The following is a 25,850-nucleotide window of genomic DNA, read 5'->3' on the forward strand; positions in this document are numbered from 1 at the left end:
TCACTCCTTCCAGTATTTTTCAAACAGCGTTTCTTCCGCTTCCGTTGTCCACATATTTCCCGGCTCAAGCTTTGCAGCAACCTCGGGTAGGATATCACCAAGTTCATCGAGGCCGATGAGCGGTAAATCCTCAATCTGCGGGAAAATTATAATTTTACCGGCATATTTGCCTTGGATAACCGCCTGGATTCCTTCCTTTGCCGCCCTCATCCCGCCGATGGCGCCGACGCTTCGGCCGGGGGACAGGGAGCCTTTGGAGGCCTGGCTGAGCACCTGTCGCTGGTCTTCGAGCGTGAGGCCGGAGGTGCCGGTGTATTGGGCATTGGAGAGATAGACATTACTCAGGTTCATGGGAGCCATGGTACCATTGGGGACACCTGCAAAGAAAACCAGCATGCCGTTTTCATTCATCAGGGTATCTCCTTCGGCCATAATAGCGGCAATGGGTACGCTTACCACCACGTCATCCGCTCCTTTTCCACCAGTTGTCTCCAGCACAAAATCACGGAGTGATTGTTGGCTGGTCTGGGGGTTAAAGGTCAGCAGGTTTCTTCCGTTTTTTTTCGCCAATGGAGCAAAACGATTGCTGATCGCATCGAGGCGCTGGTCGCTCACTTCCGTGGCAATGACTGTTGTCGGCCCATCAGGGAGCTCCAGCGCTCGCTGGACGTGCATCTGCCCCATGGGTCCGCCGGCGCCGATAAAGACCGTTGTACCCTGGGATTTCAGTTCGCACCGATTGCGCTGCTCCCCGTAGGAGGCAGCAATATCCGGTCCCTGGTTGCCGAGAAAGGCGATGTAGTCGTAATGGAGACGCCCCACATCCGTATCGACCAGTCCGTCCAGCTGGGTTTTGCCAACCATGTTCATGGTTCCCCGACGGGCTATGTACCCGGCCACCTTGCCGACAAGCTCCGAAGAGCGGGGATCGAGGAGGACGATATCATCAAATCCGTTTCCACCGGTGAACTCCTTGGCCAGGTCATGGTACTGTTCGGCAGTGATACCGTTGCGCACCGTTACCTGGGCAGATGCCTTTTCCGCAAGCTGGGCTATATTGTCTGGGACATCGGAGAGAACAATGACAGCCGGTGCGTCGAGGCCCGAGGAAAAAGTATATACCGCGTCATCACCCGGCTTGCCGATTATCCACATTACCCCGCCTTCTTTGGGCTCAAGACGTCTGCGTTGGGTATACGAGGCCAGAACACAGCCCCAGGGCTCAAGAAGCGATGCTTCAGCATACCCCATGGATTCGTCGACCGGCAGTAAACACTCACCCTCATCGGTCTCCAGCATTTCCGGGCCGATCAGGTGATACTGGATAAGCCCACCAGGAATGGTGTAGCCATACGCGGTACTCTTGCCGTCCTGATAGATATCCGGCTGTACTGCCAGGCGCTGTCCAGGATAATACCTGTCCTTGAGTTCTTCGCCCACTTCCACTACCGTTAGCGATGCTTCATGACCGAGCCTTGTCGGTTCTTTAGCTAGATCACGGTTGTACAGTTTGGGGTGGCTTCCCCCCATGTTAATCAGTTTCACATCGGAAAAGCAGAGCCCAACCGAGTCAACACGGACCAGCATCTGGTGTGGTCCCGGTTGTGGAATGGGCAATGACTCGGGACTGCCGTTTCTTCCTATCTGATCCTCTCCAGCCCCGTACATATTCCATGCCAGTCCTGTTTCAGGCACGGTGGCGTCTGGGGAGTGATATTTTTTATATTGTGATGTCATTATGCTCTCCTTGGGCGTTGAAATAAATATACTACAATAAGTCGTCGTTCACTTTGTACAGCTCCATAATTGCTTCTGAGCTGTCCAACTGTAGCGCTTTGTTCGCTTTTTCCTGCAGCTTGCCATAGTTCACTGCGCGGATTATGTTTTTAACGGCTGCTACATTAGTTGGGCTTACTGACAGCTCGCTTACGCCCAGCCCAACCAGTAATGTGGCGAGGTTAGGGGTCGCGGCGGCGTTGCCGCACACGCCAACCCACTTGCCGTGCGCCTGTGCGGCTTTTACTGTCATCTCGATCATTTTCAGCAGGGCAGGATGATAACTGTCGGCTTCACAGCAAAGTTCGGGATGCATGCGATCTATAGCCAGCGTATACTGGGTCAAGTCGTTTGAACCGATGGAAAAGAAATCCACTTCTTTGGCTAAATCCCCGGCAATCATCACAGCGGATGGCACCTCAATCATGATGCCCAGCGGCAGCCGGGGGGCGTTGAGCTCTGAGCGGACGCTCTCGGCAATATCCCGCGCTTTGTTCCATTCCGACATCCTGCCTATCATGGGAAACATGATGTGCAGCCCAGTTGCTCCCGAGGTTTCCTGCTGCCAGAGCGCTGTCTGATAAATGGCTGTAAGCTGACGCCTGAACATGTTTTCATGTTTGAACGAGAGACGGATACCTCGCATACCCAGAAATGGGTTGTCTTCATGGGGGACATGCAGCCAGGACACCGGCTTGTCTCCGCCAATATCCGCCGTCCTTACGATCAGCTGACGACTGCCAAGTTCCTTGATGATAGCTTGTAAACTGTTACACTGCTCTTGGATGGTCGGTTCAGCAGTAGAGGATTCAAAAAGAAACTCTGTTCGTAATAATCCCACCCCCTCGCCGCCATTTTCCAGAACCAGCCTGGCGTCTTCGGGTTTGGCTAAATTGCACACAACGGTGATTTGCTGACCATCCTGCGTTTCAGCGGCCATATGTTTTTGTGAATCCTCTGCCTTGCGGATCTGTTTCCACTGGTCAATCCACTCTCGTCCGTTTTTTTGGGTTGCTTCATCCGGGGCGACGTAAACGGACGATGCCTGGGGGTCGACAATAACCATTTCTCCGTCTTCTATGGCGGTAAGACTTCCCTCACCCAGGCCGACTACCGCGGGAATCCCCAAGGCCCTGGCAAGGATGGCCATGTGACTGTTAGGGCCGCCAAGTTCAGTGCAGATGCCGCGTACCTTCATGCCATGCAGTCCGGCTGTCTGGGAGGGCGTTAGATCTTTGGCCATGAGAACAAAATCGGTTTCAGGGTAATCAACGGCAGATGCAGCGGGTACCATAAGCGCCACTACCCGATCTCGCACATCGATCAGGTCGGCAATCCTTGCCCTCAACCGCTCGTTGTCAACCTTTTTCAAGGACTCGACCTGCTTTTCAATGGCTTGATGAAAAGCCCAGGCAGCAGTCTTACCATTGACAATCAGCTTTTCGCTGTCGGTCAGGACCAGTTCATCCTGCAGCAATTGCTTTTGCGCATGCAGGATAGCAGCTTCATTTGGTGCTGTATCCTGCAGGTTGGCCTGGAGTTCGTCCAGTTGGTGAGCGGCCTCGGTCAGGGCGGAGCTGAAAAGGCTAGCCTCCTCTTTGGGATGTTGAGCGTTCTCCTCGTAATGGATTTTTCCTGCCTGCAGTCGAAATGCAGGCGCCATGGTAATGCCAGGTGATGCCGCAGCACCGTTAATAATCAGGCGGCACTGCACATCGGGCAGAGAGGATAAAACGGTCAATGGATGGTAGGATGCGCTCGCCTCTTCCTCATCATTATCCAACCCCTGATTTATCATGGCAGCCAGAACTTGAACCGCCTGTTCCGCATCATCCCCTTCAGCTGAAATTTTTAGGGTATCGCCATGGTTTGCACCCATGGCCAGGAGGGATGCCATGGATTTCGCGGAAGCTGTCTTCTTATCGTTGCGAACGCGGATATTCGTTGCTGTAAATGTTGCAGCGCGTTCTGCAATCAGGCTGGCGGGGCGGGCATGCATCCCCTGAACATCAACAACCGTTGCTTCTTCTGCGACAGAATAATCTTCCAGTTGTTCTGATGCCCTATGCTCCGCTGCATTGAGCGCATTCAAGATGTCGGTTTTATCCGTCGTGGATGTCAACTGTTCTGCTAAGGCCTCGTCCATGACAACTTCGGTCAGGCGCTGCAGCAGGCTCAAGTGATCCTTGCCTTTTGCCGCAATGCCGACGATCAGTCGAGCCACATCGCCCTTGTCATTCCAAGTGACACCTTGGGGAACCTGCGCGATAAACACACCGGTCTGTATGACCTGGTCTTTTGCCTCATTTACCCCGTGCGGGATGGCTACTCCGTTTATCAGGTAGGTGCTGACTTTTTCCTCGCGCTCGCGCAGTGCGGGCAAATAATCTCCTTTCACCAGGCCTAATGAGGAGAGGTTCTGGGCTATCAGTTCCAGGACCTCATCTTTGGTTGCCGCATCAATCTGGAGGGCAACCTGCCCGGGGCTGACCGTCAGATTATCTTCTGCGGCGGCTTGGTCCTCTTGCGGTGCAGGGGGCTGAACTGTTTTTTCGATTACCTCGGGTTGTTCGATGCTCTCCGAATTTTTTTGACCACCGAGTAATTTTTTAAAAAATGACATAATGAGCTCCTTTGTAATCGTGTCGATCTTCTAACAGGCCCTGTGCCTTGTGCCTGCAACTTTACTGCCACCGTATCGTTTACTGCGGTCAGTCCCGAAGGAGGCTATACCAGCTTGGCTACCAGGTCATCGTAGAAGTCTGCGTCCATGAAGTTATCGATGCTGAAGTGCTGGGCATTGGGCAGCATAGACCGGGCACGGTCGGTTAGCTCACTCTGGGTAATGACGATGTCCGCATCTTTCAGGTCATTAATAGCGGCGTTGGTCACCTCAATGTCCAGGCCCGCATCCTTGACTTTACCGCGCAATATGGTGGCTCCCATGGCTGAAGATCCCATACCCGCATCGCACGCTACGACGATTGATCGAACACTTCCTGTCGCCACCGGTGCCGTCTCACCTTTTGCTTCGGTCTTGCTTGCGGCAACAGCAGCCTTGGCAGCTTCCAGATCATCACTTTCGGTTGGATGCTTGCGTAAAATGACTGCTCCGATAAGAAAGGAAGTGAGAGCAGACAGAGCGATGGAGCTCAAGGTCAGGAGAATACCCGTTCCTTTGGTGGACATCAGGGTAAGCGCGAAAACAGAACCCGGAGACGGTGGCCCAACCAGGGCATTGCCTGTGACCATGTTGAACCCTACTCCCACCATGCCGCCGGCAATAACAGCAGCGATCAGTCTGGGTCGCATTAAAATGTAAGGGAAATATATTTCATGAATGCCGCCAAAAAAGTGGATGATGGCAGCTCCATAAGAGGACTTTTGGGCCGTACCTTTTCCCATAACCATGTAGGCGAGAAGGATACCCATGCCAGGACCAGGGTTGGTTTCTATCAGATAGTAAATGGAGGACCCGACTTTGGCGGCCTGCTCTGCACCCAGGGGCGTGAATACGCCATGGTTTATGGCATTGTTTAAAAAAAGAATCTTTGCCGGCTCCACAATGATGGACACCAGTGGCAGAAGGTGCATGTTCACAATCCAGCCGACTCCGGATGCCAGTGCACTGGTGAGTGAAGAGACGATCGGGCCAATGATGATGTAGGCAACCAGGGCCACCAGCATGGCGATAATGCCCAGGGAGAAGTTGTTGACCAGCATTTCAAAGCCAGGCTTTATTTTTCCGTGAACTTTCTGGTCAAATTTTGTTATTGCCAATCCTCCCAATGGGCCGACAATCATTGCCCCCATGAACATGGGGATGTCGCTGCCGACAATGACCCCCATTGTCGTCACGGCACCCGCTACGGCTCCCCGGTCGCCGCCTACCATCTTGCCACCGGTATAACCAATTAACAGGGGCAGCAGATAGGTGATCATAGGGCCGACCATGGACGCCAGTTTTTCATTGGGCAGCCAGCCGGTCGGAATAAACAACGCGGTCAGCAACCCCCAGGCGATAAATGCACCGATGTTAGGCATCACCATGCCGCTGAGAAATCTCCCAAAGGACTGGACCCCCACTTTTGCAACATTCGTATTTGACGTATTTGCGGACATCACCTTCCCCCTTGCGTAAAATTTGGCGTGAACCTGCAACCTGCTTCTTCCTGTTGTCAATCGCTCAGCGCTTGCCTCTCCTCTCTCAGGAGCAAGCTCTTAGTGATAAATTTACTGTAAACGTTTACATGAATGAATGTCAAGCTTTTTCATGCAATATTTTTTCTGGGGGGCTGAAAAGGTATATGTGTTCTATTTTTCTGTATTTACATCATTAAATGTATTTCCCTTTTTTGGTTTTTCTGCTTGAAGGGTCTGCAAGGAATGAAGAATTTTGTATCTATTTTTATGGAATTGCACAAGGAGCGGTGTGTTATTTTTGTAACATACACTGTCGCTAGCGCTCATTGACTAGGGTCAAGCCTGTCCGTCGTTTCCTTTTTGCGCTTGTGCGAGGTGATTGCGCATTGTATCAAAACCTGAATTAATTAAATCACAGGAGGAATTAGGTTTGTGGGGATTTTCTGACAACCCTCTTTCAGTGGAGCAAGCGTGGGAGAGGGGTTGGAGGGGAAGTTGGAAAATAAATAGGGCAAGGTGTTTGACGAAATTTTTGAAATCGTTTACATTGAAAAGGGTTCGGTCAATTCAGGTTTTTTTCCAGGAGGAAGGTGTTTCGATGGTGAAAATTAAAGATGTTGCTGATGCCGCCGGGGTATCGACGGCCACAGTTTCACGTGTCCTTGGTAACAAACCCCACGTCAGGGAGGAGGTCAAAAAGCGGGTAATGGCGGTGGTTAAAGAATTGAACTACCAACCAAATCGAGCTGCTCAAAGTCTTCGGGCCAATACCTCGAGGATTATCGCGCTGGTTGTCGCTGACATTGAAAATCCTTTTTTTCAGCGGGTGAGCAGGGCTGTGGAGGATGCTGCCCAGGAAGCGGCATACAACGTGATCCTTTGCAACACCGATGAAGATCCTGTAAAAGAAAAAAGGTGCTTGGATCTTCTTCGAGTTGAAAATGTGGCAGGTATAATCATTTCCCCTACGCTGAAAGGCCTCAAGAACCATAAGGAGACCTACTCGCCTGATATTCCGATAGTTATGATTGACCGTCACGTGCGTAATTTTGATGTGGATAATGTGCTTATCGACAACGTTTCCTCAGCCCACCGCATCACCACGCACCTGATTGAACACGGGTATAAGCGTATTGCAGGGATATTCGGTGCCGGAAGTACGACCGGACGTGAACGATGTGAGGGCTTTATGAAGGCCCTCAGGGATCACAGCATCAAACCGGTCAAAGAGTTGGTAGAGTATGTTCATGCCAAAGAAGAGGAAGGGATTAAGACAGCTATGAAGCTGTTGAGGTTAAAGAAAAGACCGGATGCAATCTTTACGAGCAACAGCCTGCTTGCGTCCGGCATTGTTCAGGCAATCCGCAAGTGCAACCTTTCGATTCCTGGTGATATCGCTTTCGCCAGTTTTGACGATACCAGTTGGGCCAAACTCATCGAACCTCCCCTGACGGTGATAGAGCAGCCAACATACGAAATAGGCCGCACCTCAACGGAACTCCTGATAAAGAGAATTAATGATCCGACCCGGTCCAACAGAGCGGTCACCTTGAAGACAAAGCTTATTATCCGACAATCGTGCGGGTGTACCGGAGAATAAACGGACGTTGACGAGGGAAGTATGCTGATCAGGAAAATGAGGGTTGAAGATTTACCGCAAGCCGCAGAGATTCATAGGGAAGCCTTCGCCCGCCAGTGCCATTCTTATGCGTGGCTTGAATGCACACTCAACGCTTTTCCGCGCATGCTGTGCTGTGTCGCAGTCGAGGCGGAAAGGGTAATTGGGTATATTGTCTGGGCCCAAAAGAGTGGCTTCCGGCCGCAGGCCATAGTAGAGCTGGATCAGATTGCCGTCAGGCAAGCCAGGCAAAAAAAGGGGGTCGGACGAGCGCTGATAGAGTATTCCCTGCCACTTGTCCGCACTCAACTTGCCGCACAGGATGCAACCCTCAAACATGTTATTGTAACCACCCGGGCAGATAACTACGCCCAAAGCCTGTATAGAAAAACACTCGGTGCAGAAGTCGAGACAACCATAACCAACCTGTATTCAGCTGATGAGGTGGTAATGGTGGCGCGAAACCTCCCGCTGTGAATCTTGCTGTCACCGAAAGAGTCGTCGACGAACCAGGGGAGCCTGCAGCGAACCGGGAAAGCAAGAGGGGCAGGTAAGCGGGTGGTGTTTCTCCGTTCCCGCAGGAGCCTTGGCTGCGTGCCACTTCCGGTATGTACGTGACAATCAGGTGACCTCGACCTTCCTTGCGCCGGTTATCTCCTGGAGGAATTGCGGACTGAGGGGGACACCTGTGGCATCTGTACCGGCCGCTGGATACACGACTTCATAGGCATCAAGGGAGGCGTCGAGCATGATGAGCACTTGAGCGTCTTCCAGTCCAAATGGGCACACTCCACCGGGAAGAAATCCGGTCGCTGCCTTTGTTTCCTCTGCACTGGCCATCCGGTGTTTGCTTCCAGTTGCCCGTTTTAGCGCTCCGCTGTTGATTTTTTTATCCCCGGCCGCTACCACTAAACGGTAGGTGTCATCTTTTCCCTTGAACAGGATGGATTTTGCTATTTGACCGACAGGGACCCCAATTCGCCGGGCTGCTGCCTCTGCAGTTGGCGTTGAACCGGGCTCAAATTCAAGGGCGGTTAAATCATGCCTTTTTAGGAATTCTTGGACATTCTGTGGAATATTGCTCATTGTTTTGATTCGGTTACGATGTGGGAGAAAAAGGGGTTTGGTACAGGCAGCACAGCATTACCAGAGTTGAAAAGGGAAGGCAAGTAGAGGCGAAGGGTGGTGGAAACCGTTATTCCTTTAACGAACACGGTAAGATGAAAAAAATCCTTGAGGTGTTTTGGCGATTTTTGCTCCTGGGGTGTATTAGCTTTGGCGGGCCAGCCGCCCATATAGGGTATTTTCAGCGGAGTTTCGTTCAGAAATTACAATGGATTGATGCAGAGGCATATGCCAGATTGATTGCTCTGTGCCAGTTTCTTCCGGGGCCTGCCTCCAGCCAGATTGGTTTTGCCCTTGGATTGCGCAGGGCTGGACTGGGAGGAGCTTTTGCCGCTTTTGCCGGTTTTACCCTGCCGTCATTTTTGCTGCTCTCTTTCCTGGCCATGACTGGCGCTGATCAGCAGGCCAGTCTGGTTTTTTCGGGAGTGACGCACGGTTTGAAGCTGCTGGCAGTGGTGGTGGTAGCAGATGCGACGGTGAACATGTACACACGTTTCTGTCGAGAAAAATCGAGTGCGGCACTGGCTGTTATGACGGGTGGTGTTGTTCTGGTATTTTCCGGTGTTGCGACGCAGATGATCGCCTTAGCCATAGCGGCGCTGGCGGGTTTTTTTCGACCTCGCCCGCGCAACCTGCCTGTGGACGCAGCGGTTGAGGTCAAGTGGTTTCCTCTGGTACTGTTCGTCACGTTGTTTGTCAGTTTGCCTTTCTTTGCATTTTTGTCGCCATCGGTCCGTCTGTTTGCTGATTTTTATCAATCCGGCAGCCTTGTATTCGGCGGAGGTCATGTTGTTCTTCCCCTGCTTAAGCAGATGCTCGGCGAGTCCATATCCACTGATCGATTTCTGCTTGGCTATGCCGCAGCACAGGCTGTCCCGGGGCCGATGTTTTCGCTGGCTGCCTTTCTCGGTGCCGAATTGTCCTCCCCCGGATCTGCATGGCTGGGAGCCGCGCTCGCTACGTGCGGTATTTTCCTTCCAGGATTTCTGCTGGTACTGAGCATGCATGGGGCATGGGAGATATTGGCCGAAAAACCCAGAATTGCGGGGGCGGTATGGGGGATCAATGCCGCAGTTGTTGGGTTATTGATGGCTGCGCTGTATACCCCTGTATTTATCAGCGCGGTCAGGACACCCCTGGAAATGGCCGCTGTTATGGGGGGAGTATTTGCCCTGAGCCGCCTGCAGATACCGATTATTGTCTTGGTGGCAGGATTCGCTGGAGTGGGGGTGTTGTTGCACTAAGCCACCTGTGGCAGTCCAGGCGGTGACGGCTTACTCTTCAAGGTCATTGAATTGACGGCGAAGCTTTTCATTTTTTGTTCGGAATCCTTCCCCATCACCATAGTCAAGAAAATATTTGTACCGACTATGGTACACTTTGGTTCGGCGGGCGTGTTTAATGGGGCACCAGTATTGTTCGGTCCGTGCCGCTATTTCCTGGACATAGGCAACAACCCCGGTGAAGTATCCGCAGTAGCAGCAGTTTAACTTTTCAATGGGGTTGAGGTAACTGAGGTATTGACGGTCGATAATGATGAAATCACTTCGTTTGACCTTGGGAATACCATAGATGGGAAAACATATGGATTGGTAAAGAGTTGTGACCATGTCCATAAACAGAGCAGGAAGCAGGCAAGACCAGATTATCGGGGCGGTGAGGGTATTGAGGATCGGGGCATCGCGGAGGTAGCGACGCACGGTTTTGACGAGCGTTTTGTTTCTTTTTCTTATTGCCCGGGTAAAGAATACCTTTGTATCCCGTATCTCGTAGTAGTACTCCTTTTCTTTTTTTTGCAGCTCAACCAGCAGTTCATCTTCAAGCTGTTTTATCCGGGTCATTAATTCCTGCAGTCGATTAGGCATCGGCTTTCCTCTGTTGATTGGGCTGCGATACATGGGCGGTCAGAAAGCGGTATGATTTGCTTTCACCCGGATTCAGTGAAAGGTCTATTCATCTGTCCTCGCATGGAACTTTGGCCCTCTGTATCACCGCCTGGCTGATCAGGAGTGTGCGCTGCGCTTGCGCATACTTTTCAATGCCTCGATAACCTTGCTCGCCTCCTTTTTGCTGAGTTTCATTACCGATGGCCGTTTAAAGTATTTCATTAAAAAGTTGTTGAAATGGCCCTCATCCCATCCGATTTCCTCTACCAGGTGGTTGATATACGCTTTCTGCCTGAAGGTGAGGCCGTGTTGGTTGAGTCGGTAATAACCGCTGCCGGTAAAGTACCGCATCAGGCGGTAAAATCCCTGCTGGTCGAGCTCTTTTGCCGAGCGAACACCTGTCTCCCGTTCGAGAATATCCCGGTAGTCGTCGTCAGAGAGCCCCAGTTCCTTTTTGACGATGTGGATAACAGCCAGTTTTTTCCTGTCGAGCGTCATTGCCTGATGCCGGTTAAGAGGGCACGGTTATCTGATGGATTCTGCCTGCAACTTTTGTATTTTTCGGCTTTTTTCTCATTTGTCCATCCCTGAAAGAGAGTATAATTATTATACCTATATTGTCATCTGCGTCCGAAAAGATCAGCAACATGCTTGTGTCGTGGAAGACCAGCAGCCGGTTTTTATCAGGAACCGAAGAGAGGTGCGTATGACTGCCGAAGTTGATTGTTCCGTCGCACGAGGTAGCAGTTCCACAATGGTAGTGGTTGCAGGGGCTATTGCAGTAGTTGTGTTGCTGTTTGTTGGCACGATAGTTCCGTGTTGGAGTGAATCAGGTGTCGGGTTCGAGCAGGATCGCCGGGACATGGTGGATCGGCAGATACGCGACCGGGGAATAACAGCGCCGGCAACCCTGGGTGCCATGAATGCTGTGCCTCGCCACCTGTTCGTTCCAGATACGCTTCAGCACCGTGCCTATGCTGATACCCCCCTGCCCATTGGTCACGGTCAAACCATCTCGCAGCCCTACATCGTTGCCTATATGACCGATTTGCTGGCGATTAAGCCGCACCATGCCGTGCTTGAGGTCGGTACCGGCTCCGGATATCAGGCCGCAGTACTGGCGGAATTGACCGACCACGTCTATTCCATGGAAATCATTCCCGAGCTGGCTTCTTCTGCCGGGCGGCGCTTGAAAAATGCCGGCTATGCCAATGTCCGGGTGCGGCAGGGTGACGGGTATCACGGGTGGCCTGAAGCGGCTCCCTTTGATGCCATTATAGTGACCGCAGCTGCGGAATTTATTCCTCCGCCCCTGCTGAGTCAATTACGGGAGGGCGGGCGAATGATCATTCCTGTCGGGTCCCCGTTTTTTGTACAGCACCTCATGTTGGTGGAGAAGAGAAACCATGCCGTAACCACTCGAAGTCTGATGCCGGTCCGCTTTGTCCCTTTCCGGAGAGAACCGTGAAACAGGGCCGGGCTGCAACGGGTATCAGGCTCCACCTGTCGTTGTTGCTGCTTTCTGCAGCGCTGATCGGTTTTCAACTGGAGCAGATGCAGCTATTGGCCATGGCACAATGGCACCATTTTGCCTATCTGGTCATTTCCGTTGCCCTGCTTGGTTTCGGTGCAAGCGGCACCTGTATTGCCCTGTTTCGACCACTCCTGCTGCGCCACCTGGAGTGGTTATTGCCTGTCCTGATGTTTGGCTGCGCTTTGTTGATGGCCATTGCACTCCCGCTTTCCAGCGGTTTAACCCAGGATTTTGATATTTTTCTATTGTTTGTTGAGCCGATGCAGTCGGTTTCCCTGATTCTCGGTCAAGGGGTTTACCTGCTGGTGTTCTTTTTCGGCGCATTCCCTATGGGGCTGGTTTTTATCGCCCACAGTGAGCGAATCAACAGTCTCTACAGTGCGAATCTTATAGGCTCGGGCCTTGGTGGAGCGGGGGCCGTTCTCCTCATGACCCAGGTTTTGCCCCAGTCTCTTCCCGCTATCACTGCGCTGCTGCCATGGGTAGGTGGTTGCCTGGTTATTGCCGCCAACAGGAGGGCGGCGGTGTGGTGCGCCGCTGTGCTCAGTCTCGCAGGGATAGTGGCGCTGATTGTGCGGCCACCGGAGCCGCAACCATCAGCGTATAAGGATATTGAGCGGATGCTGGATATTCCCGGTGCCGCAGTCGTGGCTATCCAACCTGATCCCCAGGGGCTGGTTCAGAAGGTGCGCGCTCCTAGCCTGCGGTATGCACCGGGACTCAGTCTGACCTACGATGAAGAGGTACCGGAAGTAAAAGCCATCGTCCTAACCAATGGTGACTGGTTTGATGCGGTCAGCGATGTTCCTCCCCGATTGCAGCAGGCAACAACCTTTGCTCTACCTTACGCCATTGGGCAACGGAAACGCGTACTCCTGCTGGGCGCCGGAACAGGGGCAGGTATTGCCCAGGCAAGAGCAAACGGAGCAGAGACTATTATTGCCGTGGAGCCCCATAAACATGCTGCCAGAATGGGGTGGGTGGATGCCGGGTGGTACCGTGCCGATACGAAAAGCAGGAAGCAGGTAGGCTATGCCTTTCTTCATCCGCGAACGTGGATTGCCCGCACCCAGGAACAGCATGACTTGATAACCTTGCCCATTGCAGGACGTTTTGGCGGAGGTTCGGGGCTGACAGCCCTGCAGGAACAGTATCTGTACACGGAGGAGGCTATTGCCCTTCTGTGGGAGCATCTTACAGATGACGGCATCCTGCAGATATCAACCTGGCTCGATACTCCTAGCCGCAGTACGCTGCGACTGGCGGCAACGATCCGGGAAGTACTGGAAGGAAAGGGTGTTGATCCTACCATGCACACAGCTGCCATTGGCAACTGGAACCTGGCGACCTTTGTTGTAAAGCGGTCTCCGCTTACCAGCAGGGAAGTGCAGCAGGTTCGCCTCTTTTGTACAGAGCTGCAGTTTGACCCGATGCTGCTGCCCGGCCTGCGAGTTGAAGAACGACAGCGCTACCATGCTGTGGCAGACCCGGATTTTTTCAAGAACCTTGATATGCTTGCATCTCCAGCAGGACGACAGGAGCTGTATGCCGGGTACGCATTTGATATTCGTCCGGTGCGCGATGAACGCCCATTTTTTTCCCAGTTTCTTCGCTGGCAATCTCTCCCTTTGCTGGCCAGCCACTTTGGTGAACGAACCATGCCTTTTCTGGAACTGGGATACCTGGTGGTGGCGGTCAGTTTTTTTCAGGTAGTAGTGGCTGCTGTTGTGCTTATTCTGTTACCGCTGTTGCGATTGGGGCGGCCTGTTCATACTGGTTTGCAGCGGTGGGTTTTTCCTTACTTTGCTGGCCTTGGAATAGGGTTTATGTTTTTTGAGATCGTTTTGATTCATAAGCTGACCTTGTATTTCGGCAATCCACTGTATGCAGCAGCCGTCGGCATCTGTAGCCTCCTTGTTTTTTCCGGGCTTGGCAGTCGTTTTTCTGTACGGCTGGCTGCACATGATCGTATTCGCGGCCTGAGCTGTCTTGGAGCAGGCATTCTGCTGGTATTTTACAGCCAGGCGCTGTCTCCGCTACTCACGTGGGCCATGGTTGGGTCGATGGCGTGGAAAATTTTATTTTTTCTGCTGGTGGTCGCTCCAGCCGGATTTATTATGGGGGTGCCATTTCCCTTGGGGCTTGCGCATCTGGCCGGGCAGAGTAAACGGCAGGCTGCCTGGGCATGGGGGATCAATGGGTGTTCTTCGGTGGTCTCCGCCGGCCTGGCAACCATTATCGTTGTTGAGTTCGGCTTTTCCGTGGTGCTGGTGGTGGCTGGTGGGGCATATATGGTGGCCGCTGTTTCGGCTTTTTCAGGGGAGGCACTCCACCTGCCGGGAGGCACCTCTTGATCCCGTATAGATTCTATTGGCCTCGTGCGGGTTTAAGCCGGAACAGGAAGCACCTGCACACCTATAACATGCAAGTAGCTGCTCTCGGTCAAGATCGATCGGTTGGCTGCGATTGAATAACTTGCTGGTATTATACCCAAAGTATACGGAGTGGAAAAGATGCCGTTTAAAACAGCTAAGCAGTCAGCAAACGAGTTCGATGTCATTGTTATCGGGTCAGGCATGGGTGGGATGACAACGGCCGCTGCGCTCTCCAGGTTGGATCATAAAGTATTGCTTGTTGAGCAAGCTCCGTCGATAGGCGGGCTGACTCATGCTTTCAGTCGCGATGGTTTCACCTGGGATGTCGGCCTCCACTACTGCGGCTCATTTGGCCATGAGCAGTTTGCGGGCAAGATCCTGGCCTGGCTCAGCGGCGGAACAATTGAGTTTCGTTCGGTCGGCACCGTCTACGACACGCTGCACTTCCCGGATGGAATCGAAGTTTCCGTGGGGCGACCGGCCGCAGCCTACAAGATGGAGCTCAAAGAATTGTTTCCTGGCAATGCCGCTGAAATTGAAGCCTACTTCGAGGCCTTGCTGTCGGCGGAGAAAGCCGGTCACAAAGTTGGTGCCGAGCGGGCAATGCCTGAACTGTTTCGTTCTGTGCATCACTTGTGGAATAAAAAGGAAATCCAGCGTTGGTGCAGCCGCACCACCAGCGAGGTTATCTCGGAATATATCAGCGATCCAAAGCTCGCCGCCATTTTGTCTGCACAGTGGGGGACCTATGGTGGTCAACCAAAAGAAGCAAGTTTCGCTATGCACGCCACCATTATGGGCCACTATCTCGAAGGCGCCGCCTATCCGGTGGGCGGTGCCACTGCCATCGCAAGAGGTCTGGTTCCGGTCATCGAAGCGGCTGGCGGCAGCATCCGGGCCGCGACGCCTGTCAGCGAAATATTGCTTGAAGACGGCAAAGCCGTGGGCGTGCGGACCCGTTCCGGCGAAGAAATCAACGCGTCTTCTATCGTCTCGGCGATTGGAGTTGGTGAGACCGTCAAGCACCTCCTGCCTGAGGCATTTCGCGAACAGCAATGGGCTCGCGAGATATCCACTTTCAGGCCGTCGGTCTGCCACTTCCAACTCTTTCTCGGCTTCGAGGGAGACATTGCCCGATATGGAGCAACCCGCTCGAACCACTGGTATTATGAAAGCTGGGACACCAATGATCATCTGTGGACGGCGGCATACGGAAAGCCAATTTCGATGATGTTCATCTCGTTTCCATCGCTCAAGGATTCCGCTCATGATCCGGGGCCGTTGAAAAAGCACACCGGTGAAATACTCATTTTGGCGGATTGGTCGTCGGTGGCAGAATTTGCGGCTGGTGGTGCTGAGGCACGCGCTGATGAGTGGGCGGCACTCAAGCAGAGTATCGAGTCAAAGATGATGGCGTTCTTTAGTAAGAAGTTCCCGGCATTGGCGCCGTTTGTCGTCCATCGAGAACTCGGTACACCGCTCACCACCGTTTCGTTCACCGGCCACGAGAAGGGTGGATTCTATGGCGTTGAAACGACACCGCGTCGCATGTTATCAGGCGCACTCAATGCCCGTACACCAGTTCCCGGGCTCTATTTATCTGGTCAGGACGTCATGAGTCCCGGGATCGCTGGTGCGCTTATGGGTGGCATGTTGTGCGCTGCGGCGATCGATATACGTGCCTTCCAAAAGTTCAGATAATGCATTATGCATTTGATCGTGCTGCTGAAACAGGATGCCTCCGAGATGCGTAGACCCATTAAAGATCTCACAGTAACAGCAGTTTTTCCAACCGATTCGATCGGGTCAATGGTGGTTCGTTTCTGGTGCATGTAGCAAGTATGAACCAGCAAGTAGCACACCCCCTCAGAGGATGAATATACATCCTGCCCCGATAACAGCTAGAAATGCTCCCAACCATGCACCGGGTGCCGGTTTTTCTCCTGTGGAAAGCCACAGGATCGGTAGGATTAAGACCGGTGAGGTAGCAGATAGTGTTGAAACCAGTCCTGCAGATCCATTTGCGAGCGCAAAGAGAAGAAAAGTCATGCCAAGGGCCATTCCTACCAAACCGCTAAGGCCGGTCTGCACAATCAACTTAACTGTCAGCGGCTCTCCTGTTCCGGTACCCTTTCTGTGGTAAACCAATTGAAACAGGGTCAAAGCCAAAGCTGATACTACGACTCGCAGGGCGGAAGCTGATATGGCATCGACGCCCGAAGCCATAATCGGCCTGGCAATGATCACTGCAACAGCCTGACAGAGAGCGGAGAGTATTCCAAATGAAATCCCAGCAGATAGAGTACCCTGCACCTTTTCAAACAAATGTTTTTGCCCAGAACCGGTACCGAAAAATATAGCCAGTACCACTCCTGCCATAATCAACAGGCATCCGCCGATGGTGGTTGGCTCTAACCGTTCATGTAAAAACAAGTACCCGATAATCACCGTAAACGGTGCATTTGCTGTAAATAAAATACCTGTGCGTCTAGGCCCCAGCCTTTTCAAAGTACTGTACAGACATGTATCACCGATCAGCACTCCGATTATTGCTGATAAAATCAGTATCTTGACAGCATGCCAGTCAAGGGTTGTCCACCCGCCGCTAAATAAAGAGGTTGCAACAAGCATCATTGAGACAATAACAAGGCGAACCCGGTTAAACCTGACCGCACCCAGTGTTCTCGCTGGAGTTGTCGAGAGCAACCCGCCAAATGACCAGCATAGAGCTGCAGTCAAAGCAGAGAGTTCAGCCAGATACATTATATCTTCCTGATTTAACCATTAATACGCACTTTTCTGGAATCAAATACCTGCATCATATTTTGAGCAGACCTCGATCAGTAACAAATTTTTTGTACTATCATGTCCAGCCTGTCACACAGTACCAAGTGTTTCATTTTCTATGCAGTGACACAGATACCGAATAACCTCCAGTCAGCCAACATCTTTTTCAACATGCCTCGCTTCCCTCACTCCGAGAACAGCCATTGTTTGCCGTAAAAAGGATCGTCAGTTCGTAGATACCTCTATTCTCTACATGTCAACCTGGTGATCGGGGACACCTTTTGGGGGTGGCAGTATAAATCTCCCCGGGTGGTCATATTGTTTCAAATACTAAGCAACCTGTCATGCCTCTCTGGCAGGTAACCAATGAGATGAGAGTGCTCAGCGATCATGATTGTTTTGTGGATCCGCAACTATTGAAAATCTTCAAGAAGAGAGCTAATTGTAGGCTTGATAGCGGTGATGAAAACACCTGTGGAGTAAAAACCATCAAAATATTTTTCTATTCACGCAAAGTCCCCTTTCTGGTGATGATTATTTGTCATTGAACGTTGCCTTTATTTGATTAACTGCCTAAAAAAACAAAACTTGCATGAATAAAGAACATTTTTTCAAAGATCCAAGAATTCCCTTTTTTGAGGCAAGATATACCAAGAGCAGCCAATCCGTTTTCAAAGCGCATATGCACACGACTTTTAGTATTGGTGCTGTGGATGAGGGGTGTGTTGAGTATCTGGTAGGTGCAGAATGTGCAAGGCTTGAGCCCGGCTCACTAGCAATTATTAATCCTGAAATATTGCACTCCTGCAATGCTGTTTCAGCAGGTGGTCGTAGTTATTTTATGCTCTATCTGGATCTTAACTGGTGTACAGCAGTCCAAAATGGGCTTTGGGGAGTAGAACAATTCCTGCCATCAACTGTAATTAAGATTGATGACCAGAAACTCTATGACGAGTATTGCGAGGGAATGCAGGCAATTATACATCACCAGGTGCATTTGCAGGAAAAAGAACAAATCGCCTATGATCTTGCCTCAATGGTATTTCGGCAATGTTGTCAACCTACAGCTGAGCTGCATAACACGCCGAAAAATATACAACATCTAAAAGAGTTACTTAAAGAGGATCTGGAAAAAGATTTAACCCTCGACTCACTCTCTGACAGGTTAGGGGTAAATCCTTATACTTTAATCAGAAAATTCAAACTGGAAACAGGACTCACTCCCCACGCTTACCGCATGAACCACCGTATCGAGAAGGCAAAATCATATCTGCAAAAAGGAGATGATATTGCGGAAACGGCCGTAAAGTGCGGTTTCTTCGATCAGAGTCACCTGCACAGAAATTTTAAGGCAATGACAACGATCACCCCAAAAGAGTATCAGGTCAATTTCGTACAATAGTTTTGGCGAACATCACATTATCGTCCTCCCCAACGTACAAATCTCTTATGGAGGAAGATATGGAATTTTTGCTCATAATCTCTGCGCATTTTCTTGCACTTTTAAGCCCTGGTCCCGACTTTTTTCTCATTACCCGGGCCGCGCTCAGGCTCCCTATGCGATATTGCCTTGCCATCTGTGCAGGGATTGCCACCGCAAATGGTGTCTATCTCTGTTGTGCTGTATGCGGACTTGAGGTGATTCGGGAGTGGACCATCTTGTTCACTGGTCTCCGAATTTTTGGTGCAGCCTATCTGATTTACATCGGGATACTGTTATTAAAGGCTCCCCGAAAAACCTTACAGAAAACGACTGAGTACCAGGATTCTATCTTGGACACACATTCCAACCTGAGTCAGTTTCTTGTTGGCTTTATGTCAGGAATTCTGAACCCAAAGAATGCCATTTTCTATCTCTCGCTTTTCACCGTTATGGTTTCCAGGGAAACAGCGCTGGCAACAAAAGGGATGTATGCGTTATGGATGACCTCGGTAGTTTTTCTCTGGGATGCGACAGTGGTATATATATTATCCCGTGGACGAATCAAGAGTTCACTTGAAAACGGGGTTTTTTATGTGGAGAAACTTGCGGGAGTTATGTTAACAGCTTTTGGGTTGTCGCTACCATTTACCTGAGAGTTGCCGGTTTGAGTTATCCATGACAGGGTAGATATTTCTATCTGATTGGAAATGGAAAAAAGTAGAGTAACTTCAAAGAAGAGCTGACCCTATCGAAGGTAACGAATCTTACCACATGCCTTAACTTGAGACTTTTCCTGTTTATACGTAACAAAAAATAGAACGATGATGTAGTATGCTATGGTCATCAACGTCCTGTTTTTTCTGCAAAAAGAAAAAGGAGGCGAACATGGCCAACCAAACAAGTATTCTTAATGCTCCATTTATCGTTGATTGGGCTGCTTAGGTGCAGGAAAAACACTGGCCCGTCATTCTTCCCCAACCGATCAACCGCGACCAGGCTCTTTTCTTCCACCACGTTTATTCTTTTCACCAATTGCTGGATCATTTGCTGTCTGGCAGCCTGATGCACGGCGCAGGAGAAAGCGATGATCTCTCACCTATCACCTACAATGTGTCTGGGTAGTATTGTTCAAGCAACTCGTTGACGACTGCCAAGTTTTGGCCGAGCTGCCTTAGCGCAAGGAGGCGTGTTCGGCTGAACTCGGCATCCTTTGGCACGAGGCGCATGATATAAGCGGCGCGACTGCCGTGAAACACGTCCTCTGACTTGTGGAAAAAGGCGTTGCAGAAGAGAAGCGCATCGCCGGCATCGAGCGAAGGCGTGACCTTCGTCCTCTCTAAGTAGTCATACTCATGCTGCGACATTTGAAAGGGCACGTGTTCGGGCACCGACGGGTCGACGATGCGCACCAGGGTGTGTAATTGGCTAGCTTCGCGGATGAGCGACAATCGAACCGCCCCCTCTTCCATGACAATGGACAGCTGCCCAGAGCCGGCTTCCTTGACCGGCATCAGTGGAATCCAAACCGTTAGCATATCTTCGGGGCGCTCCATGAATCCGATGGAGTCGAAGTCGGTGTGAAACGGGAAACCTTGGTCATCGGGTGTCTTCTCCAGATAGAGATCGCCCAGAATACGGTAGTTGGGTAAGAGCTTATTTATGGTGTCGATGAGGTTCAATTCTTTGTCGCGGAAGACCATCGGGCCGTAGATAGCATTTTTGTAAATGTCTGCGTACCACGTCTGCCCATTCGGCATGGCGTCCAGCTTGGTTGCTAATTTCTCCCGTGTCTCTTTGCTGAGCACGTTGCGTAATACCTCACCATGATGCGGAGAGATGTTCTTCAGAAAATCGGGACGGAAATGCATTTGGAATCCTTTCTGTGTTGGTTGGGTATACTAAAGGCTGAACATTAGTTTAACAGATGCAAATCTCTCAGGTTGTTGAAAATCTGAAATCTACCGACCCTATGCTTTGCCAGGTTGTTTTTTTAGCCAGCATCCTTGCTTTTGACGACCACTAGTAATCTGCTGAGAAGCGGAGCAGGTTGACATGCATCCTGTTTATATTTCTATAATCGTTCCTTTTCAGCATTGCTGCCTTTTCTCCTGTGTAATCGCCATGTGTAATGTAACCAACTGTTATCATTATGTGTTAATTGCAACAGGCATGAAGATAATACCGATGCGCACATGAAACGCCAGATCATGGGGCGTGAGGTGGTGGTTGTTACCAATGGCCAGCTTGACTTCGGTACCTGGGAGCAGATCTTTTGCGGCGAGTTTGACGGCCGACGTATAAAAGGGTGTTGAGGAAGATTATAGGTGAGGAGAACAAGAGCCAACTATAGAAAATTCAACACGATTTTTTGGACAGTCATTGAATAAACAACAACTCTAACAACTTGAAGATGATCTCTGGACAGCCGCCGACAACTTGCGAGCTAACTCCTACCTCAAGGCCACCGAATATAGTACGCCGGTGCTGGGGCTCATCTTTCATAATTTTGCCGAGATCAACTATCGTCGCCATGACAAAGCCGTCCACCGTGAGTATGAGGGCCTCAGGTCTGCGCGGCATCATGGCCGGAGTCCAAACGTACGAGCAGCTTTTTTGGAGGTAAAGACGCGGGCTTTTGCAAGCACCCGCTCCATGTATCCGATAAATCCTTCCTGGCAATGCTGGCTGCCAGGCCGGAGTGGCTGGTGTGCAGTTAGTCGTGGGATTGTTCAAAAATGAACCGCATCATACATTCACCTGTTGAGTGAGTTTTTGCAACAGGTGCATGTTGATATTTTCTTGATTGAAAATCAATATGTTGTCCAGCTTTCACTGCATTTTTTACTGATCAATCGTCACGGATTAAGGACGATTAATATCTCTATTGATGATGTGGAAGCTGCATTTTTTGAGTATTTAGGAGCGTTCAGGCTTTTATCTTTTTTAACCGCCGCCACAGGGTCGAGCGGCTGATACCCAAAATTTTAGCTGCCTCGGAGTGTTTGCCTCTGCTGAGAACCAGAGCCCGGCGAATGTCCTCCAGCTCGGCGTTTTGAAGCTGCAAACTGATCTCGCTGTCAAATTGGTCTTCAAGGTGCATCTGCACGATTTTGGTATCTATTGTCTTGCCTCTAAGCGTTGCTAGAATCCTCTCCACCACATTCTGCAGCTCCCTGATGTTGCCCGGCCAGTTGTGTCGGGTCAGTTCTTTGAGAGCGCTAGAAGAAAACTTGAGATTGCGATTCATCTTTGCCGCGTGTTTTTCAAGGAAGAACCGGGCAAAGGCGATAACGTCCTCGTTGCGGTCGCGTAAAGGGTGGAGTCGCAGTTGCAAAACATCGAGGCGGTAGTAGAGGTCGGCCCGGAACTTTTTCTCATTGACGAGTTGTTTCAGCGGCCTGTTGGTTGCGGAAATAATGCGAACATCGATGGGGGTCACCCGGTCGCTGCCAACGCGCATAACCTGTTTTTCCTGGAGCACCCGCAGGAGTTTTCCCTGGGTGACTGACGTCATTTCACCGATTTCATCAAGAAAGAGAGTGCCTCCATGGGCAACCTCAAACAGCCCTGCCTTGCCTTTCTGGCTTGCTCCAGTAAAGGCTCCGCCGACGTAGCCAAACAGTTCGCTCTCCAGTATCTGTTCCGGCAGCGCCGCACAGTTCAGGGCAACAAAAGGTCCCTGGCTTCGATTGCTGCCGTTATGGATGCTCTGGGCAAACACCTCTTTCCCCGTGCCCGTCTCTCCGAGGATGAGTATGGCCGATTCGGTCTGGGCGAAATCTCTCGCAAGCGATGTAGAATTTTTGATTTGTTGGCTGGTGCCGATGATGTCGTCAAAATGCATACTGGCAACATGCCCTGCTGAGAAGAGACGCCTTCTCACCTTGGCTTCCATCTGCTGGAACTTCGTCACATTCTGGAAATTGATGACGACACCCACCACCTCATTATTTACCCGTAAGGGGACCTTGTTGCAGACCACCTGTTCGTTGTTGATGGTAAGCAGCTGGGCGAGGTCTTCTTTTCGTGAGGAGAGTACTTGGTGGAATTCAAAGCCAGGGAGAATTTCGGAGATATTCCGCCCTACAGCTTTTGCAGCGGTTATTTTTGTGATTCGTTCCGCCACGGGGTTGAAGATTGTAATTCGTCCCTTCGCGTCAACGGAGATGATGCCGTCATAGGCGTAGTCGAGGACGACGCGGAAAAGATTGCCTTTGGTCTGCTCTTTTTGCTTGGCAAGCGTAATGTTTTTCGCCTCTTGGGCCGCCTGGCGCATACTCTCCGGGCTGTTTTCAATGACGGCAAAAGGAATCTTGTAGTGGTTGGCGATAGAGCAGATGACGGCGCCGCCGACAATCATGTCGATATCATCCGCTATCGCCTGGAGTACGACAGGTACTATCTCGCTTTCGTTGTTAAGAGGGTAAAAGCGTATGGAGGTGTCCATGACTATACTGAAATAGTCAAGTCCAGCAATCATTGGGGCAAAGGCGATAACCCCGATATTTTTGCCGTACAGGTTGGATCGCTTGATTGTCTGAAAAATATCAAGAACGGTAAACGGAATCTCAACCACCGACCATTCAGGGTTGCTGTTGTTGATGAGCTGTGCGGTACGGCCACGGCTTATAAAGACGTCGAAGCCTTCTTCGGCGAGCTTTGTCGCCTGCTGCACCCCTTCTTCCATCAGGCCGACCTCGATGCGGATATCGTCGTGGCCGTTTAAAAAAGTGAACCTCGTTTGCTCAACGAGGGAGGAATCTGGCAGGATGCAGGCGATCAATGGCATAACTGGCTCCTTTTGAAACGCAAATGAAATAGATTGAAACAATTATGCAACAATTGTGAAAATATAACAAGAGGAAGTTTGTAAGTATTTGTAATAATGTTGGTTTTTTAATGGCACGGATATGGCAATACAGGATATTGTAGCAATCAGCAACAGCTCTACCGCTGGACCAACTTTTATGAGGTTGCATAATGAAGATATTTCAAATCGCGTCCGTCCCCGGTGATGGCATAGGAAAAGAAACAGTTCCCGCAGGTCGTCAAGTTCTGGAAGCTGTGTGTGAGGCCCATGGTGGGCTCCGTTTTGAGTACCTCGATATTGACTGGAGTTGTGAGTACTACCTCAAGCACGGCTCCATGATGCCGGAAAATGGGCTGGAAACCTTACGCCCCTGCGACGCAATATTTCTTGGTGCTGTCGGCTTTCCTGGTGTTCCCGACCATGTCTCGCTCTGGGGCTTGTTGCTGCCGATCAGGCGAACCTTCCAGCAGTATATCAATCTTCGGCCGGTGCAACTGATGCCGGGTATCAGGACGCCTCTGGCCGATAAAAAACCGGAAGACATCGATTTTCTCGTTGTCCGTGAAAATAATGAAGGCGAATACTCCAACATGGGCGGGCGCCTTTACCAGGGAACGGAGCGTGAGGTTGTTGTCCAGAATACGGTCTTTACCCGCCAGGGTGTGGAGCAGGTTATACGCTATGCCTTTGAACTCGCCGTAAAAACGGGGCGGCAGAAGGTGAGTTCGGCAACCAAATCCAACGGAATCAATTACACCATGCCGTTCTGGGACGAGATTTTCGAGGAGGTTGGAAAAAACTATTCAAATATTGAACGAAATCAATTTCATATCGATGCACTCTGTGCACGCTTCGTAACACATCCGCAAGATTTTGATGTGGTGGTCGGCAGTAATCTTTTTGGTGATATTTTAACCGACCTTGGGCCTGCAATTGCGGGAAGCATCGGCATCGCTCCGTCGGCCAACATCAACCCGGCCAAGGAATATCCTTCAATGTTTGAGCCGGTGCACGGCTCCGCCCCGGATATAGCGGGCAAAGGGATTGCAAACCCTATGGGGCAGATCTGGTGTGGGGCCATGATGCTTGAGCACCTGGGTTTTGCAGACGAAGGAGATCTTGTCATGCAGGCCCTCCGCGAGACCCTTGAAGCGGGAATTACCACCGCTGATGTCGGTGGTCGGGCAAATACTCGTGAGGTTACCGAGGCAGTGTGCACAAGAATTCGCATGTTAGCAGGTAATGTGGGCTGATTCTTTTGTCCACTTGCCAGTAAGCGTTTTTTGTTTGTTTGAAACTCTTTAGCCTGGGAAGGCGTTTTTCCTAAAGCTCGGAGTTTCATTGTACCTTGCGGCTGCGGCAATTTGGTCCAGCCTTGCTGGTTCATTACAAATCCAAATGGAAGGAGGAAAGATGAAAGCAACAATGAAATGTTCGGTTTGGGCAATTCTTTGCAGTGTCCTGATGGTACCCGCCATCGCCTTTGCAGAATTCCCGGAAAAGCCAATCACCTACACGATACCTTTTAATCCAGGTGGTGAGTCGGATATAACCGCAAGGCTTCAGGAGCCAGAACTGGAAAAAGACCTTGGTGTGGCAGTAAACGTCACCCACAAGCCGGGTGGTGGCGGTGCGGTGGCCTGGAGTGATTTTCAGCGCACGGCAAAGCCCGATGGTTACAGTATTGTCGGCTGCAATATTCCCCACATCATCGGCCAGCCGCTGATCCGTAAGGATGCCGGGTACGAGACTGATGGCTTCAAGGTTGTCATGTGGTTCCATTTCACTCCCAACGCTCTTGTGGTGAGCAAGGACAGCCCCCTCAAAACCCTTGATGATTTCATCGAGTTTGCCAAGAAGAAGCCTTTTGTCGGCACCGTTGGCGGCAGCGGAACCTACAGCGCAAACCATCTTGAAACCATGCGACTGATGAAGGCCGCAGGCATCGATCTAACCTATGTTCCGTACACCGGTACAGGACCGGTTATTCCGGCTCTCATGGGTGGTCATATTAAGGCTGCGATGACCTACACTCCAGTGAGCGTGAACTACAAGGACAAGTTCAGGACGCTTGCCGTTGCAGCAGAAGAGCGGGTGCCGGCCCTGCCTGACGTTCCCACCTTCAAGGAACTCGGTTATGACATCGTCGGCGGTGCCTTCCGTGGTGTGGCAGCACCTCTTGGAACCCCGCAACCCGTTGTTGACAGGCTTGCAAATGCCTTTACCGAGGCCAACAAGGAGATCAGCAAGAAGCAGGTCGACCTTGGTTTTGTCATGAAGTACTCAACCGGTGACGATGCAGTGAAACTGATCGATTCAATGCGTGCTGCATACGGTGATGTACTGGCAGACATCAAGAAGAAATAACTACAA

The 25,850-nt window shown here is 51.0% G+C and carries 18 protein-coding genes and 3 pseudogenes; 12 read left to right on the plus strand and 9 right to left on the minus strand.

Annotated features, from left to right (window positions below):
- The 3 genes and pseudogenes from ACZ52Z_RS18380 to ACZ52Z_RS18390 all read right to left on the minus strand — a co-directional run.
- Positions 1-1,737 (minus strand): alcohol dehydrogenase catalytic domain-containing protein, encoded by a 1,737-nt coding sequence (locus ACZ52Z_RS18380; RefSeq protein WP_464268233.1) that lies wholly within the window; start codon positions 1,735-1,737, stop codon positions 1-3.
- A 31-nt stretch (positions 1,738-1,768) separates the two neighbouring features.
- A complete protein-coding gene (ptsP, locus tag ACZ52Z_RS18385; protein ID WP_464268234.1) occupies positions 1,769-4,399 on the minus strand; it encodes a phosphoenolpyruvate--protein phosphotransferase in 2,631 nt (876 codons plus the stop codon).
- Positions 4,400-4,506: 107 nt separating this feature from the next.
- Positions 4,507-5,898 (minus strand): annotated as a pseudogene (locus ACZ52Z_RS18390) (PTS mannitol transporter subunit IICB); the annotation flags it as partial.
- Positions 5,899-6,517: 619 nt separating this feature from the next.
- On the opposite strand from ACZ52Z_RS18390, the gene ACZ52Z_RS18395 reads away from it, so the two are divergent.
- The gene (locus ACZ52Z_RS18395) at positions 6,518-7,519 is read left to right on the plus strand and encodes a LacI family DNA-binding transcriptional regulator (protein ID WP_464268235.1); all 1,002 of its coding nucleotides are present in this window, start codon (positions 6,518-6,520) and stop codon (positions 7,517-7,519) included.
- 36 nt (positions 7,520-7,555) lie between these two features.
- On the plus strand, positions 7,556-8,014 hold the full coding sequence (locus tag ACZ52Z_RS18400) for a GNAT family N-acetyltransferase (protein WP_464270820.1): 459 nt from the start codon (positions 7,556-7,558) through the stop codon (positions 8,012-8,014).
- Positions 8,015-8,158: 144 nt separating this feature from the next.
- Here ACZ52Z_RS18400 and ACZ52Z_RS18405 read toward each other — a convergent pair whose 3' ends face one another.
- Complete coding sequence (locus ACZ52Z_RS18405) at positions 8,159-8,623, minus strand: YbaK/EbsC family protein (RefSeq protein ID WP_464268236.1); 465 nt, start codon at positions 8,621-8,623, stop codon at positions 8,159-8,161.
- Between the two features lie 134 nt (positions 8,624-8,757).
- On the opposite strand from ACZ52Z_RS18405, the gene chrA reads away from it, so the two are divergent.
- A complete protein-coding gene (gene chrA, locus ACZ52Z_RS18410; RefSeq protein WP_464268237.1) occupies positions 8,758-9,906 on the plus strand; it encodes a chromate efflux transporter in 1,149 nt (382 codons plus the stop codon).
- A 30-nt stretch (positions 9,907-9,936) separates the two neighbouring features.
- On the opposite strand, the gene ACZ52Z_RS18415 is transcribed toward chrA, so the two are convergent.
- Positions 9,937-10,527 (minus strand): hypothetical protein, encoded by a 591-nt coding sequence (locus tag ACZ52Z_RS18415; protein ID WP_464268238.1) that lies wholly within the window; start codon positions 10,525-10,527, stop codon positions 9,937-9,939.
- Positions 10,528-10,665: 138 nt separating this feature from the next.
- Positions 10,666-11,046 (minus strand): phage protein GemA/Gp16 family protein, encoded by a 381-nt coding sequence (locus ACZ52Z_RS18420; RefSeq protein ID WP_464268239.1) that lies wholly within the window; start codon positions 11,044-11,046, stop codon positions 10,666-10,668.
- A gap of 256 nt (positions 11,047-11,302) precedes the next feature.
- Between ACZ52Z_RS18420 and ACZ52Z_RS18425 the strand changes: the two genes are divergently transcribed.
- From ACZ52Z_RS18425 to ACZ52Z_RS18435, 3 genes are all read left to right on the plus strand, one after another.
- On the plus strand, positions 11,303-12,016 hold the full coding sequence (locus tag ACZ52Z_RS18425) for a protein-L-isoaspartate(D-aspartate) O-methyltransferase (RefSeq protein ID WP_464270821.1): 714 nt from the start codon (positions 11,303-11,305) through the stop codon (positions 12,014-12,016).
- Positions 12,013-14,436, plus strand: coding sequence for a spermidine synthase-like protein (locus tag ACZ52Z_RS18430; protein WP_464268240.1), 2,424 nt, complete (start codon positions 12,013-12,015; stop codon positions 14,434-14,436). Before ACZ52Z_RS18425 ends, ACZ52Z_RS18430 begins: the two co-directional genes overlap by 4 nt.
- Before the next feature lie 159 nt (positions 14,437-14,595).
- The gene (locus ACZ52Z_RS18435; protein WP_464270822.1) at positions 14,596-16,158 is read left to right on the plus strand and encodes a phytoene desaturase family protein; all 1,563 of its coding nucleotides are present in this window, start codon (positions 14,596-14,598) and stop codon (positions 16,156-16,158) included.
- A 165-nt stretch (positions 16,159-16,323) separates the two neighbouring features.
- On the opposite strand, the gene ACZ52Z_RS18440 is transcribed toward ACZ52Z_RS18435, so the two are convergent.
- A complete protein-coding gene (locus ACZ52Z_RS18440) occupies positions 16,324-17,220 on the minus strand; it encodes a DMT family transporter (protein WP_464268241.1) in 897 nt (298 codons plus the stop codon).
- Positions 17,221-17,836: 616 nt separating this feature from the next.
- Between ACZ52Z_RS18440 and ACZ52Z_RS18445 the strand changes: the two genes are divergently transcribed.
- Entirely contained in the window at positions 17,837-18,646 is an 810-nt protein-coding gene (locus ACZ52Z_RS18445) for an AraC family transcriptional regulator (protein ID WP_464268242.1), read from the plus strand.
- 59 nt (positions 18,647-18,705) lie between these two features.
- Positions 18,706-19,320 carry a LysE family translocator gene (locus ACZ52Z_RS18450; RefSeq protein ID WP_464268243.1) on the plus strand — a complete coding sequence of 205 codons (615 nt, stop codon included), beginning with the start codon at positions 18,706-18,708 and terminating at the stop codon, positions 19,318-19,320.
- A gap of 450 nt (positions 19,321-19,770) precedes the next feature.
- On the opposite strand, the gene ACZ52Z_RS18455 is transcribed toward ACZ52Z_RS18450, so the two are convergent.
- Positions 19,771-20,535, minus strand: a complete 765-nt coding sequence (locus ACZ52Z_RS18455; RefSeq protein ID WP_464268244.1) for a phytanoyl-CoA dioxygenase family protein — start codon at positions 20,533-20,535, stop codon at positions 19,771-19,773.
- 294 nt (positions 20,536-20,829) lie between these two features.
- Between ACZ52Z_RS18455 and ACZ52Z_RS18460 the strand changes: the two are divergent.
- Both ACZ52Z_RS18460 and ACZ52Z_RS18465 read left to right on the plus strand, forming a co-directional pair.
- A pseudogene (locus ACZ52Z_RS18460) lies at positions 20,830-21,017 on the plus strand (YjbQ family protein); the annotation flags it as partial.
- A 65-nt stretch (positions 21,018-21,082) separates the two neighbouring features.
- Positions 21,083-21,406: pseudogene (locus ACZ52Z_RS18465) on the plus strand (type I restriction-modification system subunit M N-terminal domain-containing protein); the annotation flags it as partial.
- A gap of 187 nt (positions 21,407-21,593) precedes the next feature.
- On the opposite strand, the gene ACZ52Z_RS18470 reads toward ACZ52Z_RS18465, so the two are convergent.
- Positions 21,594-23,456 carry a sigma 54-interacting transcriptional regulator gene (locus ACZ52Z_RS18470; protein ID WP_464268245.1) on the minus strand — a complete coding sequence of 621 codons (1,863 nt, stop codon included), beginning with the start codon at positions 23,454-23,456 and terminating at the stop codon, positions 21,594-21,596.
- A 191-nt stretch (positions 23,457-23,647) separates the two neighbouring features.
- Here ACZ52Z_RS18470 and ACZ52Z_RS18475 point away from each other — a divergent pair, with 191 nt between their 5' ends.
- Positions 23,648-24,730 carry a tartrate dehydrogenase gene (locus ACZ52Z_RS18475; RefSeq protein ID WP_464268246.1) on the plus strand — a complete coding sequence of 361 codons (1,083 nt, stop codon included), beginning with the start codon at positions 23,648-23,650 and terminating at the stop codon, positions 24,728-24,730.
- Positions 24,731-24,890: 160 nt separating this feature from the next.
- Positions 24,891-25,844, plus strand: coding sequence for a tripartite tricarboxylate transporter substrate binding protein (locus ACZ52Z_RS18480; RefSeq protein ID WP_464268247.1), 954 nt, complete (start codon positions 24,891-24,893; stop codon positions 25,842-25,844).
- Positions 25,845-25,850: the final 6 nt, after the last annotated feature.

This window comes from Desulfogranum aggregans, assembly GCF_055398265.1.

Coding starts and splice junctions, on each gene's coding strand:
- ACZ52Z_RS18380 (WP_464268233.1), bottom strand. CDS start 1,737: ATGACATCACAATATAAAAAATATCACTCCCCAGACGCCACCGTGCCT.
- ptsP (WP_464268234.1), bottom strand. CDS start 4,399: ATGTCATTTTTTAAAAAATTACTCGGTGGTCAAAAAAATTCGGAGAGC.
- ACZ52Z_RS18395 (WP_464268235.1), top strand. CDS start 6,518: ATGGTGAAAATTAAAGATGTTGCTGATGCCGCCGGGGTATCGACGGCC.
- ACZ52Z_RS18400 (WP_464270820.1), top strand. CDS start 7,556: ATGAGGGTTGAAGATTTACCGCAAGCCGCAGAGATTCATAGGGAAGCC.
- ACZ52Z_RS18405 (WP_464268236.1), bottom strand. CDS start 8,623: ATGAGCAATATTCCACAGAATGTCCAAGAATTCCTAAAAAGGCATGAT.
- chrA (WP_464268237.1), top strand. CDS start 8,758: ATGAAAAAAATCCTTGAGGTGTTTTGGCGATTTTTGCTCCTGGGGTGT.
- ACZ52Z_RS18415 (WP_464268238.1), bottom strand. CDS start 10,527: ATGCCTAATCGACTGCAGGAATTAATGACCCGGATAAAACAGCTTGAA.
- ACZ52Z_RS18420 (WP_464268239.1), bottom strand. CDS start 11,046: ATGACGCTCGACAGGAAAAAACTGGCTGTTATCCACATCGTCAAAAAG.
- ACZ52Z_RS18425 (WP_464270821.1), top strand. CDS start 11,303: ATGGTAGTGGTTGCAGGGGCTATTGCAGTAGTTGTGTTGCTGTTTGTT.
- ACZ52Z_RS18435 (WP_464270822.1), top strand. CDS start 14,596: ATGCCGTTTAAAACAGCTAAGCAGTCAGCAAACGAGTTCGATGTCATT.
- ACZ52Z_RS18440 (WP_464268241.1), bottom strand. CDS start 17,220: ATGTATCTGGCTGAACTCTCTGCTTTGACTGCAGCTCTATGCTGGTCA.
- ACZ52Z_RS18445 (WP_464268242.1), top strand. CDS start 17,837: ATGAATAAAGAACATTTTTTCAAAGATCCAAGAATTCCCTTTTTTGAG.
- ACZ52Z_RS18450 (WP_464268243.1), top strand. CDS start 18,706: ATGGAATTTTTGCTCATAATCTCTGCGCATTTTCTTGCACTTTTAAGC.
- ACZ52Z_RS18455 (WP_464268244.1), bottom strand. CDS start 20,535: ATGCATTTCCGTCCCGATTTTCTGAAGAACATCTCTCCGCATCATGGT.
- ACZ52Z_RS18470 (WP_464268245.1), bottom strand. CDS start 23,456: ATGCCATTGATCGCCTGCATCCTGCCAGATTCCTCCCTCGTTGAGCAA.
- ACZ52Z_RS18475 (WP_464268246.1), top strand. CDS start 23,648: ATGAAGATATTTCAAATCGCGTCCGTCCCCGGTGATGGCATAGGAAAA.
- ACZ52Z_RS18480 (WP_464268247.1), top strand. CDS start 24,891: ATGAAAGCAACAATGAAATGTTCGGTTTGGGCAATTCTTTGCAGTGTC.